This is a genomic window from Mesorhizobium sp. P3_A10, from assembly GCF_056403175.1.
The window spans coordinates 296,103-312,931 of the sequence record NZ_JBFUFZ010000007.1 but is presented as its reverse complement, the minus strand read 5'-3'; the positions used below and the strand labels follow the sequence as shown (position 1 = coordinate 312,931).

Sequence of the window (16,829 nt, the reverse complement as noted above, 5' to 3'; positions counted from 1 at the left end):
GCGGGCAAGGCTCTCATGATGCACCGAATGGGGAACAGTGCGGCATTAAAATTCTGGACCTGTCGAGATGTTCCGGGCCACTGACAATTTTGACTTGCGGCGGCCCGCGCCGTGAGGGCAGCGCGGGCCCGACTGTCTTAGGGGAGCAGCCGGCAGCGGGACCCATACCGCTGCGCTAAACTAACTTCGCGGGCTTTTTGTAGTTCCCTTAGATAACAACAAAGCCCGCCGTCTGGGAGCCGACAGTGGGTTTCTCATCCAGGACCAAAAGGCCCGCCGGGATTGTCCCAGCGGGCAAGTGGGCCGGGGACGCACTGAGTGATCAGTGCAATAGTACAAGTTCGGATGTTTCGAGATGTTCCAGGCCACGTGGCAAATCAGCCGCGGGCCATGGGCGCACATATTAGAGAAAGCTAAAAACGCGCCTATGAGGTCGCGGATTGGCGATTGCTCCCTCAACTGGGTGCACATCCAAATCGGTCCTCTTTTTCACGGGCCAGACGGGCAGGAATTGCCTGAATACCCATTTGAGGTGACCATCGCAGAGCGCGTCGCAACTAGTGCCGTGAGGGCGCAGTCGCGTTAGTCAGCTCTGCCAGCGCTCGCGCGACCGTCTGCGCCGCGGCGTCGGTGTCGTCGAAGCTGCGCATGAGTTCGTGCTCCAGCAATGCGAGGCGTGCCTGGCGATATATTGGCCCGCTCCTGGCGATTTCAGGGTTGAGAGGAAAGGTCGGGGTCATGGTCTAGACTCCTGTGCCCAGTCGACCCGGCCCATTCTCAGAGCCGGGCCTGCAATGGACGGAAATCAGTTCTGGATGATGACGTGACGATGGCGGTGCATTGGGCGATCATCGCGCTTGATGACGACGACGTCAGAGCGGTGGTGTCTCCGGTGCCAGCGCTTGCCATGCCAATGGCGTTTGCCGTTGTCATAGAAAGTCTGAGTGCCGTGCTTGCGATAGTGCAGGCGCTGGCCGTCCTCGTTGATGACGATTGCGGACTTGTGGTGATGGCGGTGATAACGGTGCTGGTTGGTGGTGATGACCACGTCGGCCGAGGCCGCCGAAGCCACCGTAGGCGCTGCCAGGCAAAGCGCCAACGCGCCCAGAATCAGGGTGGTTTTCATGTTCGGTTCTCCAAAGATTTAAAGTGCCCTTCGCTGGGAAAACATCGCTGCCGGGCTTTTGTTCCTCCTTGCGGTCGCAAGGTCGACGTTCGTGGTAAGTCAGTTTTGTGGGCGAACGAGCATCACCTTAGGATCATCCTTAAGGCGCAGCTGATCGGATCCGATCGGACTACAGAGCGTCGCAAGGCTGAGGCAAACGCCCGCATCGTCGTCCGAAGCATGATCAAGCGAACGCTCCGCACGCTTCACGCGGAGCTTGGCTTTGGCCGCTTCAAAGTCATAGATTTCGACCATCGTTCCAAATCCTTATGGTTCGAGGTCCCTTCGATATACCAACCCCCGTCGGGCGCTTTAATTCCTGCTGCGCAACGCAAGCGATGACTGGTTACCGTGAGGCGGCACTATGCAAATTTGCCTCGCCGGCCAATTGCGCCGACGCCAACTGATATGCGGTCGGTCGGACGCCGCCGTTGCTTGCAGCCTACGCCTATGCTTCGTTCAACGAGGCGTCGTGCACCTGCTGCTCGCGCACCCATCTTTCGTCCTCGTCAGCTTCCTCTTTGTCCAGCTCCTCCCGTCGATGCCTGATGGAGTTCATGGTGCTCTCATGGCGGCTACGAGCCCGTTCGAAAATGGCGTTGGCCTTTTCAATCACCCTCTCGCGTTGCCTCTTGGCACGCTCGCTCTCCGCCTCTGCTTTTGCGCGATCGAGGGCCTCACGTTTTTTTTCCTTTTCGAGAGCCGCAGCCGCATTCAGTTCCGCTTTCTCTGCGGATCTCGTGTCGGCTTTTTTGCTAACGTGCGGTCGTTGCACACGATTCTGCGGAGGTCGCTGACCCACGTCGGGCGCTCTCGGAAGCGCAGCCTTTTGAGTGAAGTTCTCGTGCGATCCGACCGGTCGCCGCAGCACCACGCCCGGCTTGGCTGTCGCTGCTTCAACCACCTTGGAATCTTCCGTCTGTTTCGCGAATCCGCGTTTGAAGATGTCGGGGTCCGATCCCCATGCTTCTGCGGCAGCCTTCATCGATGGTGCGGCGACGGCAAGGTCGAAGAAGCCGATAGAGGTTTGATACACTTTGAGTTTCTTAGCCATCCGATAGGGACACTTACATGCGCAACCTCTTGGATCGAGCTGTAGATGGAGCTTTGCGCTTGGGAGTAAAGAGCGGATTCGTTCCTAGCCCGGGTGCCGTCACGAGGGGCGCTATCACATCTTGCCCTTCTCGAATGCAGGCCTCCAATGGTGTTCCGCACTTCTTGACGGGATAGGCTGCGGAAACGGCCAGAGCCCTTACTCGGCCCTATGCCGCCTAGACAGTTGGCTTGGTGCGCGGGTCACACACGCTAATCAGCCTTCTCTGGCTTGCGGGTGAATATGCGCACTCGACAAAGGCTCGATGAACTTCAAACACATACACCAACCCGCACCCGGTGATTTAATTAGATAGAGCTAAAATAGCTCCATAAGTGGAAATTGCAGGTTCGCGGAAACAAAACTCGCGTCTTTGGCGTTGCGGCTGATCACGGGAGGTACCGACATGGCTGATGACAAGGGCAAGCGAGATTTCCGCGACCGCGACCGCGTATCGTCCAGCGAGGACTATGAAGTCGGGTATTTCGCAAAAAAGGTCGGTCTCACGCCTCAGCAGGTGAAGGATCTGATCGTGATACACGGAAATTACCGCGAGACGCTTGAGCGGGCAGCGTTGGCGCTGCGGAAGAGCGCTCGATAGTGCCGAGATATCATGTCGAGGAAATGGACGGCGACTCCGTCACCGCTACCCACGTTGTCAATGCGAAAACCCCTTTAAGGGCAGCGCAGGAGGCAACCGAACGCGGCATCACCTTGCGCACAAATGAAGCGGTCTGGATTCGTGTCGCGGACGAAAAACGCCGCCACATTTTCGAGTACGCCTTCAGCCTGTGATGGCGGCCACTCTTTGCAAGAGGAACTTTTGACCTGGCCAAGAGTTAACGTCGCTACCTGGCCAAGAGTTAACGTCGCTATCGACTTGGCGGGAGACTTGGCGGGAGAGAGGAAATGACGAAATACTTAGTCGACGAAATGTATCGAGATACAGTTAGTTCATGGCGCATTGTTGAGGCTTCCAGCCCCGAACGCGCGGCGCGAAAGGCCGAGCGCGAAATCGCCGAGCCCCACTGGATCCGGGTCATCGACGAGCGAGAAAATGAACACGAGTTCCCAGGCGGACCGACGCCATTGGACTGACCCTCCATCAGACGGCCCGATCAGAACTCTTCTTCTTTCGTTCGAAAAGCGCAACTTTGGCAGGGTAACCAATCCGCACCCTTGTCTCGCATTGGCTGCAGGTAAAAGCGGAAATAGCTTTAAGCCAAGAGCCCTTCTTAACGATCAGACAGCCTGCAGTTCGAATTCCAAATTCTCGTCTCGCATGTCATCTGAAATAGGCATTGCAACTCCCAATATGCAAAACAGTGGATGCCGATGCGAAGGATTCGGTCCGCGGTCTCATTAACTTCGCGGTCCTCATGCGGTTCCTGGAGCACACAAATAATCTACACGGAGGTGGCAGCGGGCCAGTTTGGGTAGTCGTGTCCGCTCAAGCCCTCGGATCGAAGCCAACGGGCGTGAAAACTGGATCGCCCGCGCGTTCGGGCAAGGCGGGCGGCCGACCATGATGTATTCATCTTGGTCACCGAGGGAGCACGTGCCGGGTGAGACACAACAGTCTTGCCACGGGACGTTCCGGCCATGCACAAAAAACCCGCTTTCGAGCGAGCTAGCGAGAGCTTTCATCAAAGGCCGACGAAGGTGCAATTCTCGTCGACGAATAGCTGAAGCTTGGGTCAATCAGTCCCTTACGGCCGTCGCAATCCTTCGAGGAACCGGGAGCTTACCGCGCGGCCTTGGCGATCCCGTTTCGCCTCTGCTGATGCTGTTCAAAAAAGACGAGCTTGTCCCCGTAGCCGATCCGAACATTCTCGGCACATCCGGCACATTTGAAATTGGAGATTACTTTAAACCAGGAGCCCTTATGGACGACTGGAACAAAGCAATAAGGGCATTCGAATTTAAGATACACGTCACGCAGTTCTTCTGAGATGGGCATCTGGGCTGATCTCTCCTTTGGACCGCTAACTCAGCTGACAAGGGTTTGTTGCTCCTCCGGGCCCAATGCGTGCACGAGTCAGACCTTTGCTGCTGCGGTTCGCCTGCGCCACCTGTGACAGCGCGCAGCCTTCGATGCGGGCCCGCGACCAAGGCAGGACGCGGGCCCGGCCAAGTCTTGCGGACCTTGCTGCGTAATCAACCGATGGCCTTACATGCTGTTCCGCTAACACAACGAAAAGGCCCGCCACCGTCAGGCGGCAGCGGGGCAACTGGTGCGGAGCCAGCGCATGTCACGAACGTTGAAGATGTCGGTCGGGAGAGAACCTCAGAGTGCGGTTTCCCTCGATGCCAAAGGGTGGCCGCCAAAAAGATTTCGAGATGCTCTTGAACTCATTTGGGACGATTCCTAATTCGATTTCCGCCAAGGCTATAAGGCTCGGCAAAAATGGCGGCGCCGCGTGGGGCGGCGCCCTTGTACCCATGTTGCTTCAAGGAGAATGTGGCTATGAGAACCTTTGATACCCTCTATCGGACCACCGTCGGTTTCGACCGCCTTTTCGACATGCTCGACAGCGGCACGCGCCCGGACTGGCCTCCCTACAACATCGAGAAGGTCGGCGAGAACGATTACCGCATCGCCATGGCCATCGCCGGCTTCAGCCGGGACGAGGTCGAGTTGACCCAGCATGGTCCCGAAATAGTCGTGGTTGGTCAGAAAGCCGATGACCAGAGCGGGCGCCAGCTTCTCCATCAGGGCCTTGCCTATCGCAGCTTCAGGCAATCGTTCAGGTTGGCCGACCACATGAAGATCAAGGCAGCCAATCTGGAGAATGGTCTCCTCACGATCGACATTGTCCGTGAGATTCCCGAAGAGCTGAAGCCGCGCCGCATCAGCATCGGCATGGGTGACACGCCGACGGTCGCCACTCAGATCACGCAAGACCCGGACCGCGCGCGTAAAGCCGCGTAATCCTGTGTCACTTTGAACTGCGGTCCGCCTCCCGGCCTCGGCTGGGAGGCTCCGATTGCGGGAGCAACGGAGATGATCACTTCAGCAACTTATTGGCGCGCGTCTATCGCGTGCGCGCAGTTGGCCGGGACCGCGCAAACCATAAGACTCAATGGTTCGTTTGATTTGGAGGATCATATGAACGATCGGATGTTCGACAGCGCCGTGTTCGTCAAAAGCGGCAACAATCTTGTCCAGGAAATCGCGTGTCTCGAGGACGCTCTGGAATTCCTCTATGAATGGCCGAAGGACAGGCGCGGCCCCATCCACCAAACCGCATTGCGCGCCTGCCAGCGGGCTTTCGATAGCGATTATCCGCTGTCCGCAGCCAAAGACGCGTTCAGAGGTTTCGCGAAGGCAGCCAGAATCCTTGAGGAAGTGTCCATGACAATGCCGTGGATGACGGGCAAAAGTGGTCAAGGGGGAGGCGTGACTGCCTAGAACGGAGGTCATGATGCTATCAAAGCCTTTTGAAAAGCCCGTCCGGGTATGGGTGGGATTGGGCTTTCCCCGCCAACTCAACACGGTCGCAGATGCCTATCAGTTCGCAGCGGAATGGTGTGGCAACAGCCCGGAGCAGAGAGCTGCTATGCGCGCTTGCAAAGCCGCTCTGATTGGTGATGTGGAACCCGAGACTGCGCGAGGCGTCTTCATCGCGTTCGCTCGCAAAAAGGATATTCTGATGGAGGACGGCATCGAGCCTGCACCTTCAAGGAAGCTAAGCCCGCACCATGTCTAAAAATCGAGGCGGCTGCCATGACCGGTGGCCGCCTTAGAGGACGCGTCAACCAGGGTTCACACCTCGGCAGCTGTTCAGACCGTATGCAGCCATGTGTCTCCAGGCGGCTCGCCGTGGCCTGCTGGCAGCGTGTTTTGCCCAACCTCCCGGAACATCTCGACGACAGCGACGTTCGCTTGGATGGCTATCGTTACTGGGTTCGCAGTTGCCGTGGGGATTTTCCTTGTCGTGGTGCTGTTTACCCACGCAGTTCGAGACCTTCAGAGCGCGCCCAGCTATCATCGGTTGTGTCGCCGGCTGCGCAAAGGCTCCTAGGGCGGCCTGAGGTGCATTGGTAAGCCCGTCAAGTCTGCGATTGTGACCATCACCGGCAACAAGGCTGAATTCATCCAAGGGAATGGCACAGGTCCGGTGCGGCCACCTACGGCCGGGTAGCGCCCCGGCTGTTGGCAGGAAACGGGTGGCGGCAGCCGGAGCCTGAGGCAACATTAGGCGACCTTAACAAGAGAGGTCGCTGCCGTGTTTCCCCTGCTACGCGTGCTTCATGCCTTGCCGCAAACCGGGCCGATGGGCTGTTGCCGAAGCTGTTGACTATATCACCATGGCTGCACCAAAAGCCCATGGATGAGAATTTAGCTGCCGCTATGGACGTGACGAAAAGCGAACCTAGGCCACCCGTCCGCCAGCATCTCAGAAGACCCAATATCCTCTGAGACGATCCGCCGGGTCTGTCGAATATACAATCGCTTTGCGCCGCAAAAATGTAGCCAGCCGGTTGTTGCCGAACCGCGGGCCGGGATACGAGTTTCGCATGACATATCACTTCGAGGGTGACGCCCATGTCCACGCAACGAATTTCCAAGCACCGAATTATTTCGATGACGGCAGCGATCATGTTTGCCGCGACCGGCCTAGCCAACGCCAGGCCGGACACGCGCAAGATGAGTTGCGGAGAGCTTCAACAGATGATCCAGAGCCGCCACGCCGTGGTGCTGACCACCGGCCCGAACACCTATGACCGCTATGTCAGGCAGTTCGGTACCGAGTGCGACTGGCCGCAGGTGCCGATGTCGGCCTATGTCCAGACCCGTGATGGCCGCTGCCCACTCTACCGCTGTTACGAGCCGGTTGGCCGCATCCCATGACGGCGGATTGCCATGCTGCTTTGCCGCCGCACCGCGTTGATCCTGACGCGCCATTGCGCCGGGCGACGCGTTGCTCGGCACGACGAAAAACCAGCACCGCGTCCTCACCCGTGCGAAGAAGGAACGCGTCCATGACGCGAGAGCCATTCGCGTTTACTCCGTACCATCCCTGAGAATATCTGCCTCTTTCGTAGCATTGAGGAAAGTCGCGCGACCGGGCGTTTACGTTTGCGCTTGGCAGGTTAACTACCTTCAGCGATGCCAAGCAGCGAAAACGCGGTTTGCAAGTTCACTGGTATGGAACAACATCAACACAGATTTTACTGTCACATCGAATCCAATGGAACGTGGGGCGTTTGGGACCGGGTCATTGACATGCCGGCGAGACTGGGCGGCGGCGATCTGAAGGGCTGTACGTCACAGAGAGCGGAAACAGCGCAAGGCGTCTTGAGGCGAATTTACAGTGGCGGGCTTGAGGCCATCGCTGTTCGCGTATCTGGGTTAACAGCCTAACGGCGTTTCAGCCGCCGATGTCCTTAGCGAGCGCCAGGTCCGAGGCAGGCTCGTCGAGAAGGCCCCCGCATTTTACTAGCTCTCGACGAGCCGTGCGCCGCTTACCCCCGAACGGCAAGACGCTGGCGCTGTCGGCCTCGATCGTCAAGCGACTGTTCCGTTCGGGTGTGCGTTCGCGCAATCAGGTTGCGCTAATGTCACATTCGGTGGACGCGTACGAATGCGCGCAACTGCCAGCCCTCTCACTCATCCTTCCAGATGACACGCCTCTCCCATCGGATCTCAACAAGTCGCCGAAAGCGGATCGTCACAACCTCTTGCCCGACCGGGTGGAAAAGCTCCGCGTTCATGGATTCGTTGCGCCCGCATTTTTCGCAGCGGACCTTCGCCCGCACTTTGTCGATAGAGACGTTGCCGATCACCTCGCACAACTCCTTCGGTTTGTAGAACCGTCTGATGTTGCAATGCCCGCACCGGATGCGTGCTACCTGCCCGGCGTCGTGGGCATGCAATAACGTCCATGGGACGCCCTTCGGCCACTTTTCTGGTTGCTCCGGCATGCCTCTGAAATGAGGAACATGTTCCTCTTGGTCAAGAGACTCTTGACTCTTTAGTTCTCGTTTTGTTCACTGTTGGCAAAACGGAGACAGAGCCATGGAACCCATCATCGCCACCGAATCTGAACAGCCCGAGCTTTACGCCACGATAAAGCGAGAGCACCCTGCCATTCACCGGGCGGTCAACAAAATGGCAAGGCAAATGCGCGGCCTGTCCGATGTCAGCCAGAAAGCGGCTATCGCCCAACTGACGGCCAAATGGTGCTTGGCGAACTATCCGGAAGACCTCGATCTCGCTTTGTCGCTTTCGGACGCCATTCGCCATCAGACTGATATCTATCTACGTGAAAGCAAGAGAGCCGTCGGCGCTCGCCACTAGAGGCAAGACATGTGTAATCTCTACAACATCACCACGTCTCAAGAGGCCATTCGTCAGGTCACGGGCTCTCTGCGTGACATTCTGGGCAACCTGGAGCCGTCGATAGACATCTATCCGAACAGGCCCGGCCCGGTGGTCCGTAACGCGCTGGATGGGCAGCGTGAGGCCGCCAATCTTCTTTGGGGAATGCCGACGCCAGCCGAGCGTGTGAAAGGTACTGCCGATTACGGCACGACGAACATACGCAATCCGCAATACGGCCACTGGCAGCAATATGTAGGCGTCGAGAACCGATGTGTCGTGCCGGTAACCAGCTTCGCGGAGCCGTCACCGAATCCCGGCGACAAAGATCCGGAAACCGGCATCCAGCGGAATTACTGGTTCGCTCTGAATGAAGACCGGCCGGTCTTCTTTTTTGCCGGCCTCTGGACGCCGTGGCATGGCGTTCGCAAGGTCAAGGACGGCCCCGGCGACTTTGAGGTTTACGGGTTCATGACGACAGCGCCCAATGCCCTCATTAAACCGATCCACGAAAAGGCTATGCCGGTCATCCTGAGGACGCCTGAAGAAGTGGAGATTTGGCTGACCGCGCCTTGGTCGGAAGCAAAGCGCTTGCAGCTCACCGCGCCGGACGATGCCCTAATGATTGTCGAAAAGCCCGCCACGCAGATCAAGTTCCCGCAACAGGCGCCAACGCCAGCACAAGGCTCACTGTTCTAACCGATGGAGTATCGAGGCTATGGACTACATCGTCACGCTGGATAGTCGCCAGGAAGCCGCTCTTCAGGCTGCCGCTGATAAGTTCATCGCGCTTCACAAGGGCGATGCGGTAAAGGCGCTTAAAGAAATGATGGTGCTCAACAGTCGCCTTCAGGGCCAACTAGATGCCCTGAAAGCGCCGTCCCTTGGTAAGCGCTACGGATGAGCGACGAAATCAGGATCCCACGGCTGGAGCACGTGACCGCGCCAGGAATTCAGCACTACCAACTGTTCCGAAAGCTTCGGAAACGTCTAGTATGCCCGCATGCAGGGGACTCGCATCGCTTTTGGTCCGTTCGTATTCGATCCCGACGTCGGGACGCTCCTTAAAGAGCAGATCCCGATGGCTGTTGGGCATCGTGGGCTGACGCTGCTTGCTGCGCTTACCGCACGGCCCGGTGAGATCGTGACCAAGGCCGAGCTGATGGACGCTGCCTGGCCGGGCACCGCCGTTGAGGAAGGCAACCTTACCGTCCAAATCGCGACACTAAGAAAGGCACTCGGTCCGGCTGACAACGGTGGCGAGTGGATCGCCACGGTGCCTCGCATCGGCTACCGCTTCACCGGGGCTGTCGAGCCGGTGGCGGGCGCCTCCCAAAGACCGATACCACCGTCCGGCAGGCCGTCGATTGCGGTGCTGCCTTTTACCAACTTGAGTGGCGATCAGGACCAGCAGTATCTCAGCGACGGCATAACCGAGGACATAATTACGGAGCTGGCCAGGTTCCGCTCCCTCCTTGTCATCGCGCGCAATTCATCTTTTCAGTTTCGCCATCCGGCATTGGACATTGCCGAAGTCCATCGCAAACTCGGAGTTCGCTACCTCGTCGAAGGCAGCATGCGAAAGCTCGGTGATCGTATTCGGATCACCACACAGTTGATTGACGCCGCCACCGGCACCCACCTGTGGGCCCAACGGTACGACCGGGCCCTCGACGATATCTTCGCATTGCAAGACGAGGTTGCGGCTCTCATCGCCTCGATGGTCGAAGGCCAGGCGGAGGCCGATTCGGCAAGCCGGACCAGGCGCAAGCCTCCGGCCGATTGGGATGCATACGACTACTACCTGCAGGGGCGCGCGCACTTCCACCGATATGAAAATGACAAGGCCGAGCCTCTGTTCGTCCGGTGTGTCGAGCTCGATTCGACGTTCGCCCAAGGCCACGCTTTCCTCGCACAGGCCCTTGTTAGCCGATTTTGGTACGACAACGATCAGCGGACGCTGCAGAAAGCCTGGGAATCGGCACAAACGGCGCTCGCTCTCGACAGGAGCGATGGCGTCTGTCACCAGAGCATGGGGCTGGTGCTGACGCATATGCGCCAGCACAGCGATGCGGGCGTGCATTTCGAGCAAGCGCGGTCGTTGAACCCGCTGGACGTGAACATAGCAGGGGACTACGCAAGCTGGCTCAACTACGGCGGGCGGGCCGAGACGGCGCTGAACGTGCTCGAAACGGCGCTCCTGCGCGACCCGTTACCTCCGGTGTGGTTCTGGGAAGTGAAGGGCAGCTCCCTTTTCCTGCTTGGAAGGTACTCCGAAGCCGTCGGTTCGTATCAAAAGGCCGGCGATCAATTCTTCATTCATGCCTTCCTCGCAGCCGCGTACGCACATCTGGGCCAGACGCAGAAGGCACGCGCTGAGGTCGAGGAAGCGCTGACGAAGAAACACGACCTGACTGTCCGGCTGATTTCACGTCTGCCGTTCGCTGACCAACTCGGCCTCGAGCTTTTCACGTCGGGTTTCAGAAAGGCCGGTTTTCCCCCGTGAACGCATGCCAGACGACCTTGCAAGGTCGGTGACTGCGCCAGGATCGTCGCGGCGGCGTTCGTCCGTTGCTCGGCCACCCAAGTTTCGAGCAACCTCATTCCGCGAACACTCATTCTGGCCATCCAGCATCGAAGATCGTGCGATAAAGGCTGTCGACCGATTGATCCCTCGGAGCGCCGGCGTCGGACAGATCGTGTTTTTCCATCAATTTGTTTAAGAATATGACGGCCGGTTTGCTCATTCGGGAACACCTGGGTCGAAGTGCACGACGGCATCGACAAGCGTCCGATACAGGCTGTCAACTTCTTCGTCGATCTCTTCTCGCTTGATCCCCAACGCCTTTGCGTCGGCGTACAACTCGTGAGTGAGCTCGCTCATCCAGACTGCGTCTGCCTTAGCGGTCTCAGGAACGTTGTTGGCGATCCAGCGATCGAGGAAGTTGATCCCGCGTGTGCTCATATCGCCATAAGCTTGGTCCAGCGCTAAGGTTCCAGCGGGTCGCTCGATGGGCCTCGTCGATCTCGGCTTCCTTCCTCGGCGCTGACAGCCCTTTGTCCTACCATCCCGGCCAGCGTCGGCGTGTTCCTGCTAGTAAGCGGCAATGCATGGGGTGCTGGCCAATCGCTCGGCTGCCGGCGTTGCTGCCGGATAGAGCGCGGCTGGCAAGCTCACATAAATAACGGCCCCGCGGGCGGGGCCGCTACTGATGGGAAGACCAGCTTACTTGCTGCCTCCATTGGCCTTCACATTGCTGCAGAATTCCGGGTGGCCGTTGGCGGCGTTGGCGTTCTTGGCCTCCTCGTCGCAGGCCGCCATCATCGCCGTCTGATCATCCGGCGACAGCGCCTTCCACGCCTTCACGAAGTCGTCGTTGCCGACCATCGTCTTCATCGTGTTGTCGGTGTAGAAGGGCTGCATCTTTGCCGGATCGTCGAGGGCCGACGTTCCGGTCCCGCCGGCGGCAAGCGCAGAGCCCGCGACCATCGAAAGTGTCATCGCGCCAAAACAGATCATCTTGATGTTCATGATGTTATCCTCCGGTTGCTTGTAGACCGTCAAAGCAACGATCATGGAGCAAACGAGAGGTTTGGATGAAAGTTCCGGCTTCTATACAAAAATTAGAATAGTTCTATCGTCCTCCCGCTTGATTGCGCATAACCGTTCCCCGGAGCGGCGGAGCGGATACTCGCTCCTCAGAACTTAATTCCCCAATCCTGACGATCATGTTCGAAAGATGGACGACTTGGAGGAATGGGCCTCGGGGACGTTGGCGCTGGGCACTACTCGAAACGTTGCGGCCAGAGTCACCGGATTCCGGTTGCGTGCTTGCCTATCTTGGTGACGAGGAAAGAGTAGCTCTAGAGGCTCGCTGTCTTGCATATATTAGCAACCCCTTGACTAACCGGTTGGCCGTGCAAGAATCTTATGCATGGCGGAGGAGATCAATATCGGTGACGAGGTGGCGATCATTGCCACGGTGGGCAAGCGGATCGACGATCGGGTCACGCTGCACATCCCGACTGCAAACTTTCCCTATTCGATAATCGATCCCAAGGCCAAGCCTGGCGACAAAATCAGGCTTGAGGGCGAAGTCGTTCATGTTGACGAGGAATTAGGCCGGGTCACCGTCCAGGCGCTGGGACGCCTGACAGTCGATGCCGCCACGGTCCAGATGGTGACGAAGTACCGCCGGCCGAAAGACACAGAGCCGCTGCGGCAGAAGCCTGCTTAGTCGGGTGATCAGAACGTAGGGCAAAAAGCGCCGCCCGACGCCGAGCGGATTCAATTAGCACTCACTAAATTAGTTCGGGAACATTTCAATCGACTGATAAGTTGTTCGATAGCCATGACAAAGCTATCAGACCCCCGCCCGCCCATCCCGGGCAAGCGACACGGCGCCGAGCCGATGGAGCGGTTTGCCAAAAGACTCACTCTTCGCGCGAAAGAACAAGCGCTCGCACAAGTGAAAGACAGGGAACCTCTGCGAAGCCAAATCGCCGAGGTATATAAAAACCTGGCTGAGATGTCCGAACGGCTCAAGGCTGCTGATCTCGCCGATGGACGCCTGAAAATGTACAAGCCACATTACGGAGGCAATTTCTCTTGCCCAATCTGTTGGGTCGAACGCGGCACTATCAGGATGCTCCGTCCCGAACAGGAGCCGAACCATGCGTACCGCTGCAAAGCATGCGGTTTCGGCGAACTGAACGATCAATGATAGAAAAACTCGAGCGAGCTTTTCCGCGCGCCTTGTCGAGATGAAAAAGCCCCGCTGCCGGACCTTGAGGGGTTAGACGGCAGCGGGACTCCGATCGTCCACGGAGGTCCGATCTACAGTGGACGGGAAAGCCGTTCCTCTCCACTGCATTAAGCCAACTACGCTGATCCTTCGGACGTTCCGTCAGCCATAAGAAAAAGCCCGCCGGCCGAGCCAGCGGGCGTAAATGTCATCAAAGGCTGACGAGGGGTTTGAATTCTCGTCGCAGGCAAGCTCACATTGTAGGCAACTACACCTTACGGCCTATTCCAACGTCGGGCCCCAGGGTGCCCGACACTGTAGTCGGTGATGGGATGGCCCGCGCCGACGGTCAAGGCTGCGCGGGCCGACCAGGATGGAAGACATCTTGGTCCCCAGAACGCGCTGAGGGAGCACGGGCTGGATGAGCCACAACAATCTCGGTGGAAAGACGTTCCGGATCACAAACCAAAAGGCCCGCCGGCATGAAAAGCCAGCGGGCAACTCGGTCTGGAGTAGCCGGGAATCTATCCGGGTAGGCTAACGTACGGACAACGGTTGGGTTGCAAACGCGCTCGTCGCTCCCCAAGGGTCCACAGAGCGACCAGTTGTTGCCTGCTGGTTCGACCTTTCTAACGCGGGGGGCGCCAACGGTTGCACGTTCAGAGTGCTCCGAAACCGAGAATTCGCATGCCGTTGAAACCATTCACGATCAAGCACGTTCGAAGAAGCGATGGCGTTGTGGAGGCTGTTTCAAATGATGACAGACGACAAGAATAACACTGGCTACCAGGATCGCACTCAAGTCAGCGGCGACCAGGAATACGAGGTTGGTTATTTCGCAAGCAAGTTTGGCCTTTCAATCCCCCAGGTTCGAGAGCTGATCGAGAAACACGGAAACGACCGTGCAACCTTGGAGCGTGAAGCCAAACAGCTCGGCAACAGGTGAAGGCATGGCGCGATATCAAGTGGACGAGCTCTACGGCGATGAAGTTGTCACCTCACGCGATGCAGATGCAGAAGATGCGCTAGCGGCCGTCGAGGCAGTGACAGGAAAGGTGATTTCGCCACGGGCGTTGCAAGAGCACTGGTTCAGAGTCGTGGACGAGGGAGGAAGCGTCCACGAATTCAGCCTGGACCAGGAGCAGCAACCTGCCGACTTTGCCAAATGACGAGCTGGCAGGAAGGAGGTGCGATGGCAAAACCAACGACCAGCGCTGACCCCGATTCGGACATCTGCCCTTACGAGTTGAATTTTTTCGCCGAGAAGCACGACCTGTCCCGGGAGATGGCCGAGGTTATTTTGCACAGCAACGGACCCTCCCGTGCGCGGTGCGATTATGCGGCGGCAGCATATCTTCGCTTCAAGGGTTTGAGAGAGGGGAGAGCCAAGCCGCCTGCCACGAGTATCAAATCCTAGATTGCCAGCCCGGAAGGCGCTGATGTGCAACTGGCTTGAGATCGGAAGGACCAAGCGATGCAAAAAAATACAATTTGCCTTTGGTACGACAAGGACGCCGAAGCTGCGGCTCGATTCTACGCCGAGACGTTTCCTGATAGTGCAGTGGGTGCGATCCATCGTGCGCCAAGTGACTTTCCGTCCGGGAAGAAGGGTGACGTCTTGACGGTCGAATTTACCGTCGCTGGCGTGCCTTGTATCGGTCTCAACGGCGGCTCGGCGTTCAAACAGAGCGAAGCCTTCTCGTTCCAGATCGCCACCGACGGTCAGAATGAGACCGACCGTTACTGGAACGCCATCGTTGGCAATGGCGGCCAGGAAAGCGCCTGCGGCTGGTGTAAAGACAAGTGGGGCGTGTCCTGGCAAATTACACCGCGCACCCTGACGGAGGCGATAGCGGCCGGTGGCGCCGAAGCCAAGCGCGCGTTTGACGCGATGATGGACATGAAGAAAATTGACGTCGCAGTGATCGACGCGGCGCGGCGCGGCTGAGGCAGCATCGCGTCGGGCGCCAATCTGCCATACGTGCACGTTCCAGCTACGTGGCGGCGGGCTCGTTTTCCTAGCACACAGCACTAGTTCCTCATGCAGGCAAAGAGTTCCAATGCGAGTGGCACGCGAAGCCTGGTTTCTTGGCAAGGATAGCATCGTCGGATTTATCAACGACAATGCACTTAGCCATGGTGCGGCGATGGCGTTCTATGCTGTGACGTCTCTGGCGCCGATCTTATTGAGCGTGGTTGCGATTGCCGGACTCGTCTTCGGGCATGAAGCAGCTCAACTTGCCTTGTCGGCCGAAATTGCAGGCGTGATGGGTACGCAAACCGGGGACCTTCTGCGCACGACCATCGAAAGCGCTTCTCGTAGAACATCTGGCACTCTTGCAACGCTGATAGGCATCGTCACCCTCGTCGTCACAGCCTCAGGGGTGTTTGGCGAAATGCAGGTTTCGCTTAACAAGATCTGGAAGATTGAGCCCCCCGCCATGTCCTTGTCGCGACTGGTTCGGGCGCGGGCTGCCAGCCTTGGCCTGGTTGCAGCGTTGGGATTTTTACTACTTGTCTCATTGGCGGCGAGCACCGCGATTTCCGCCCTTGGCGCTGTTATCAATGACCATCTGCCGTTCGGTACATTCATCCTCGCATCGATAAACGGCATTGTTTCATTCGTCCTGATTTCCGCTCTGTTTGCCGCGATCTTCAAAATTCTCCCGGACCGCTCCCTCGAGTGGCGCGATGTCGGAATTGGTGCGGTGGTGACCGCTTTGCTCTTCACCGTCGGCAAGTCGCTGATCGGCTGGTACATCGGAACCAGTGCGATCGCATCCTCCTATGGCGCAGCGGGCGCGCTCCTGGTCGTGCTGCTCTGGGTTTACTATTCCTCGGAGATCTTCTTGCTCGGCGCCGAAATCACGCGAGCCTATTCGGTCCGTCTCGGCAGTCGGTCCGACCTTCAAGCGATAGTGCATGCGGAGAAGACTCCGCCGAAGCAGGTATCGAACCTCGGGACAATTCACCAACGCGAGGTACAGGCCTGGATTGTGATCACCGGCGTGCTGACCATCGTGGCGGCAAGGCTGTTGCGATCGCGGCGATCCTAGCTGCATTTCCCATCCACTCTGTTCCCTTGGAACGCAACCCGGACATGGGCATTGCATAGGAACAGGAGGTTCTCATGCCGAAGTTTCGCTTTGAGACGACAACATCTGGCCAGACCACCGCTTTCGAGGAAGAGCTCGCCAGCGCGGACATGGCCAGTCCGAGAGCGATCGAAAAGGCACGCGCAGCAATCGTGGCGGACCCTCGGCCTGGCACCGAGGAATCGGGGTCAATTATCAGGGTCTATGATGAAGCCGGATATCTGGTCGCCACCGTCAATTTTTCCGATGTGCTGCCTGTAGATCCGGACGCCTCTTCAGATGGGATTATCGAGTCCCCTCTCGAAGAACCAGGTGTGATGCGATCCGGCTGAACGGGCAAAATATCCGACGTGCTCAGGCGATCGTCTTGAACCCTCAACACCCCGCGTGTGATCTCCGGCAAGAT

Annotated in this window: 26 protein-coding genes; 18 read left to right on the top strand and 8 right to left on the bottom strand. The window is 58.1% G+C overall.

The annotated features are described in order from the left end of the window. Window positions 1–557: 557 nt before the first annotated feature. The 4 genes from AC1DXU_RS25375 to AC1DXU_RS25360 all read right to left on the bottom strand — a co-directional run bounded on the left by AC1DXU_RS25375 (window position 558) and on the right by AC1DXU_RS25360 (window position 2,219). Window positions 558–740, bottom strand: coding sequence for a hypothetical protein (locus tag AC1DXU_RS25375; RefSeq protein WP_477373364.1), 183 nt, complete (start codon window positions 738–740; stop codon window positions 558–560). Between the two features lie 65 nt (window positions 741–805). Continuing rightward, window positions 806–1,126: a hypothetical protein gene (locus AC1DXU_RS25370; RefSeq protein ID WP_477309465.1), complete on the bottom strand. Its 321-nt coding sequence runs from the start codon at window positions 1,124–1,126 to the stop codon at window positions 806–808. Window positions 1,127–1,225: 99 nt separating this feature from the next. Beyond that, the gene (locus AC1DXU_RS25365) at window positions 1,226–1,420 is read right to left on the bottom strand and encodes a hypothetical protein (RefSeq protein WP_477309466.1); all 195 of its coding nucleotides are present in this window, start codon (window positions 1,418–1,420) and stop codon (window positions 1,226–1,228) included. A 193-nt stretch (window positions 1,421–1,613) separates the two neighbouring features. After that, complete coding sequence (locus AC1DXU_RS25360; protein ID WP_477373362.1) at window positions 1,614–2,219, bottom strand: cell envelope biogenesis protein TolA; 606 nt, start codon at window positions 2,217–2,219, stop codon at window positions 1,614–1,616. 445 nt (window positions 2,220–2,664) lie between these two features. Here AC1DXU_RS25360 and AC1DXU_RS25355 point away from each other — a divergent pair, with 445 nt between their 5' ends. The 7 genes from AC1DXU_RS25355 to AC1DXU_RS25325 all read left to right on the top strand — a co-directional run bounded on the left by AC1DXU_RS25355 (window position 2,665) and on the right by AC1DXU_RS25325 (window position 7,113). Continuing rightward, entirely contained in the window at window positions 2,665–2,859 is a 195-nt protein-coding gene (locus AC1DXU_RS25355) for a DUF3606 domain-containing protein (protein ID WP_477373360.1), read from the top strand. Between the two features lie 23 nt (window positions 2,860–2,882). Further along, complete coding sequence (locus tag AC1DXU_RS25350) at window positions 2,883–3,053, top strand: hypothetical protein (protein ID WP_477309469.1); 171 nt, start codon at window positions 2,883–2,885, stop codon at window positions 3,051–3,053. Window positions 3,054–3,167: 114 nt separating this feature from the next. Continuing rightward, window positions 3,168–3,356, top strand: a complete 189-nt coding sequence (locus AC1DXU_RS25345) for a hypothetical protein (protein WP_477373358.1) — start codon at window positions 3,168–3,170, stop codon at window positions 3,354–3,356. Window positions 3,357–4,725: 1,369 nt separating this feature from the next. Then, a complete protein-coding gene (locus tag AC1DXU_RS25340; protein ID WP_477373356.1) occupies window positions 4,726–5,190 on the top strand; it encodes an Hsp20 family protein in 465 nt (154 codons plus the stop codon). Window positions 5,191–5,262: 72 nt separating this feature from the next. Then, a complete protein-coding gene (locus tag AC1DXU_RS25335) occupies window positions 5,263–5,670 on the top strand; it encodes a DUF982 domain-containing protein (RefSeq protein ID WP_477373354.1) in 408 nt (135 codons plus the stop codon). A gap of 10 nt (window positions 5,671–5,680) precedes the next feature. After that, window positions 5,681–5,968 carry a DUF982 domain-containing protein gene (locus AC1DXU_RS25330; protein ID WP_477309473.1) on the top strand — a complete coding sequence of 96 codons (288 nt, stop codon included), beginning with the start codon at window positions 5,681–5,683 and terminating at the stop codon, window positions 5,966–5,968. Between the two features lie 839 nt (window positions 5,969–6,807). Beyond that, complete coding sequence (locus AC1DXU_RS25325; RefSeq protein WP_477373352.1) at window positions 6,808–7,113, top strand: hypothetical protein; 306 nt, start codon at window positions 6,808–6,810, stop codon at window positions 7,111–7,113. Between the two features lie 755 nt (window positions 7,114–7,868). Here AC1DXU_RS25325 and AC1DXU_RS25320 read toward each other — a convergent pair. Next, window positions 7,869–8,048, bottom strand: coding sequence for a hypothetical protein (locus tag AC1DXU_RS25320; protein WP_477309475.1), 180 nt, complete (start codon window positions 8,046–8,048; stop codon window positions 7,869–7,871). 232 nt (window positions 8,049–8,280) lie between these two features. On the opposite strand from AC1DXU_RS25320, the gene AC1DXU_RS25315 reads away from it, so the two are divergent. The 4 genes from AC1DXU_RS25315 to AC1DXU_RS25300 all read left to right on the top strand — a co-directional run bounded on the left by AC1DXU_RS25315 (window position 8,281) and on the right by AC1DXU_RS25300 (window position 11,089). Continuing rightward, complete coding sequence (locus AC1DXU_RS25315; RefSeq protein WP_477373350.1) at window positions 8,281–8,562, top strand: hypothetical protein; 282 nt, start codon at window positions 8,281–8,283, stop codon at window positions 8,560–8,562. 9 nt (window positions 8,563–8,571) lie between these two features. Next, window positions 8,572–9,282 (top strand): SOS response-associated peptidase, encoded by a 711-nt coding sequence (locus AC1DXU_RS25310; protein ID WP_477373348.1) that lies wholly within the window; start codon window positions 8,572–8,574, stop codon window positions 9,280–9,282. Between the two features lie 19 nt (window positions 9,283–9,301). Beyond that, a complete protein-coding gene (locus AC1DXU_RS25305) occupies window positions 9,302–9,487 on the top strand; it encodes a hypothetical protein (RefSeq protein WP_477373346.1) in 186 nt (61 codons plus the stop codon). A gap of 99 nt (window positions 9,488–9,586) precedes the next feature. Continuing rightward, window positions 9,587–11,089, top strand: a complete 1,503-nt coding sequence (locus tag AC1DXU_RS25300; protein ID WP_477373344.1) for a winged helix-turn-helix domain-containing tetratricopeptide repeat protein — start codon at window positions 9,587–9,589, stop codon at window positions 11,087–11,089. A gap of 109 nt (window positions 11,090–11,198) precedes the next feature. On the opposite strand, the gene AC1DXU_RS25295 is transcribed toward AC1DXU_RS25300, so the two are convergent. The 3 genes from AC1DXU_RS25295 to AC1DXU_RS25285 form a co-directional block, all read right to left on the bottom strand. After that, window positions 11,199–11,330, bottom strand: a complete 132-nt coding sequence (locus AC1DXU_RS25295) for a hypothetical protein (RefSeq protein ID WP_477373342.1) — start codon at window positions 11,328–11,330, stop codon at window positions 11,199–11,201. Then, the gene (locus AC1DXU_RS25290; protein ID WP_477309481.1) at window positions 11,327–11,548 is read right to left on the bottom strand and encodes a DUF768 domain-containing protein; all 222 of its coding nucleotides are present in this window, start codon (window positions 11,546–11,548) and stop codon (window positions 11,327–11,329) included. Before AC1DXU_RS25290 ends, AC1DXU_RS25295 begins: the two co-directional genes overlap by 4 nt. A 261-nt stretch (window positions 11,549–11,809) precedes the next feature. Next, window positions 11,810–12,115 carry a hypothetical protein gene (locus AC1DXU_RS25285; RefSeq protein WP_477309482.1) on the bottom strand — a complete coding sequence of 102 codons (306 nt, stop codon included), beginning with the start codon at window positions 12,113–12,115 and terminating at the stop codon, window positions 11,810–11,812. Window positions 12,116–12,518: 403 nt separating this feature from the next. Here AC1DXU_RS25285 and AC1DXU_RS25280 point away from each other — a divergent pair, with 403 nt between their 5' ends. The 7 genes from AC1DXU_RS25280 to AC1DXU_RS25250 all read left to right on the top strand — a co-directional run bounded on the left by AC1DXU_RS25280 (window position 12,519) and on the right by AC1DXU_RS25250 (window position 16,755). Then, window positions 12,519–12,821, top strand: a complete 303-nt coding sequence (locus AC1DXU_RS25280; RefSeq protein ID WP_477309483.1) for a hypothetical protein — start codon at window positions 12,519–12,521, stop codon at window positions 12,819–12,821. Between the two features lie 174 nt (window positions 12,822–12,995). Next, a complete protein-coding gene (locus AC1DXU_RS25275; protein ID WP_477309484.1) occupies window positions 12,996–13,307 on the top strand; it encodes a hypothetical protein in 312 nt (103 codons plus the stop codon). Between the two features lie 778 nt (window positions 13,308–14,085). Further along, window positions 14,086–14,274, top strand: coding sequence for a DUF3606 domain-containing protein (locus tag AC1DXU_RS25270; protein WP_477373510.1), 189 nt, complete (start codon window positions 14,086–14,088; stop codon window positions 14,272–14,274). A gap of 4 nt (window positions 14,275–14,278) precedes the next feature. Further along, window positions 14,279–14,497 carry a hypothetical protein gene (locus tag AC1DXU_RS25265; RefSeq protein ID WP_477309485.1) on the top strand — a complete coding sequence of 73 codons (219 nt, stop codon included), beginning with the start codon at window positions 14,279–14,281 and terminating at the stop codon, window positions 14,495–14,497. A gap of 305 nt (window positions 14,498–14,802) precedes the next feature. After that, the gene (locus AC1DXU_RS25260; protein WP_477309486.1) at window positions 14,803–15,276 is read left to right on the top strand and encodes a VOC family protein; all 474 of its coding nucleotides are present in this window, start codon (window positions 14,803–14,805) and stop codon (window positions 15,274–15,276) included. A gap of 118 nt (window positions 15,277–15,394) precedes the next feature. Continuing rightward, window positions 15,395–16,384, top strand: coding sequence for a YihY/virulence factor BrkB family protein (locus AC1DXU_RS25255; protein ID WP_477373339.1), 990 nt, complete (start codon window positions 15,395–15,397; stop codon window positions 16,382–16,384). Between the two features lie 74 nt (window positions 16,385–16,458). Continuing rightward, the gene (locus tag AC1DXU_RS25250; RefSeq protein ID WP_477373337.1) at window positions 16,459–16,755 is read left to right on the top strand and encodes a hypothetical protein; all 297 of its coding nucleotides are present in this window, start codon (window positions 16,459–16,461) and stop codon (window positions 16,753–16,755) included. The last annotated feature ends 74 nt before the right edge of the window (window positions 16,756–16,829 follow it).

Bases quoted from the DNA above. Each gene is read 5' to 3' on its own strand.
- AC1DXU_RS25275 (WP_477309484.1), top strand. From the start codon at position 12,996: ATGGAGCGGTTTGCCAAAAGACTCACTCTTCGCGCGAAAGAACAAGCG.
- AC1DXU_RS25365 (WP_477309466.1), bottom strand. From the start codon at position 1,420: ATGGTCGAAATCTATGACTTTGAAGCGGCCAAAGCCAAGCTCCGCGTG.
- AC1DXU_RS25280 (WP_477309483.1), top strand. From the start codon at position 12,519: ATGGCGGAGGAGATCAATATCGGTGACGAGGTGGCGATCATTGCCACG.
- AC1DXU_RS25345 (WP_477373358.1), top strand. From the start codon at position 3,168: ATGACGAAATACTTAGTCGACGAAATGTATCGAGATACAGTTAGTTCA.
- AC1DXU_RS25375 (WP_477373364.1), bottom strand. From the start codon at position 740: ATGACCCCGACCTTTCCTCTCAACCCTGAAATCGCCAGGAGCGGGCCA.
- AC1DXU_RS25285 (WP_477309482.1), bottom strand. From the start codon at position 12,115: ATGAACATCAAGATGATCTGTTTTGGCGCGATGACACTTTCGATGGTC.
- AC1DXU_RS25270 (WP_477373510.1), top strand. From the start codon at position 14,086: ATGACAGACGACAAGAATAACACTGGCTACCAGGATCGCACTCAAGTC.
- AC1DXU_RS25315 (WP_477373350.1), top strand. From the start codon at position 8,281: ATGGAACCCATCATCGCCACCGAATCTGAACAGCCCGAGCTTTACGCC.
- AC1DXU_RS25305 (WP_477373346.1), top strand. From the start codon at position 9,302: ATGGACTACATCGTCACGCTGGATAGTCGCCAGGAAGCCGCTCTTCAG.
- AC1DXU_RS25265 (WP_477309485.1), top strand. From the start codon at position 14,279: ATGGCGCGATATCAAGTGGACGAGCTCTACGGCGATGAAGTTGTCACC.
- AC1DXU_RS25370 (WP_477309465.1), bottom strand. From the start codon at position 1,126: ATGAAAACCACCCTGATTCTGGGCGCGTTGGCGCTTTGCCTGGCAGCG.
- AC1DXU_RS25250 (WP_477373337.1), top strand. From the start codon at position 16,459: ATGCCGAAGTTTCGCTTTGAGACGACAACATCTGGCCAGACCACCGCT.
- AC1DXU_RS25325 (WP_477373352.1), top strand. From the start codon at position 6,808: ATGTCCACGCAACGAATTTCCAAGCACCGAATTATTTCGATGACGGCA.
- AC1DXU_RS25335 (WP_477373354.1), top strand. From the start codon at position 5,263: ATGATCACTTCAGCAACTTATTGGCGCGCGTCTATCGCGTGCGCGCAG.
- AC1DXU_RS25290 (WP_477309481.1), bottom strand. From the start codon at position 11,548: ATGAGCACACGCGGGATCAACTTCCTCGATCGCTGGATCGCCAACAAC.
- AC1DXU_RS25355 (WP_477373360.1), top strand. From the start codon at position 2,665: ATGGCTGATGACAAGGGCAAGCGAGATTTCCGCGACCGCGACCGCGTA.
- AC1DXU_RS25350 (WP_477309469.1), top strand. From the start codon at position 2,883: ATGGACGGCGACTCCGTCACCGCTACCCACGTTGTCAATGCGAAAACC.
- AC1DXU_RS25295 (WP_477373342.1), bottom strand. From the start codon at position 11,330: ATGAGCAAACCGGCCGTCATATTCTTAAACAAATTGATGGAAAAACAC.
- AC1DXU_RS25310 (WP_477373348.1), top strand. From the start codon at position 8,572: ATGTGTAATCTCTACAACATCACCACGTCTCAAGAGGCCATTCGTCAG.
- AC1DXU_RS25330 (WP_477309473.1), top strand. From the start codon at position 5,681: ATGATGCTATCAAAGCCTTTTGAAAAGCCCGTCCGGGTATGGGTGGGA.
- AC1DXU_RS25260 (WP_477309486.1), top strand. From the start codon at position 14,803: ATGCAAAAAAATACAATTTGCCTTTGGTACGACAAGGACGCCGAAGCT.
- AC1DXU_RS25300 (WP_477373344.1), top strand. From the start codon at position 9,587: ATGCAGGGGACTCGCATCGCTTTTGGTCCGTTCGTATTCGATCCCGAC.
- AC1DXU_RS25360 (WP_477373362.1), bottom strand. From the start codon at position 2,219: ATGGCTAAGAAACTCAAAGTGTATCAAACCTCTATCGGCTTCTTCGAC.
- AC1DXU_RS25340 (WP_477373356.1), top strand. From the start codon at position 4,726: ATGAGAACCTTTGATACCCTCTATCGGACCACCGTCGGTTTCGACCGC.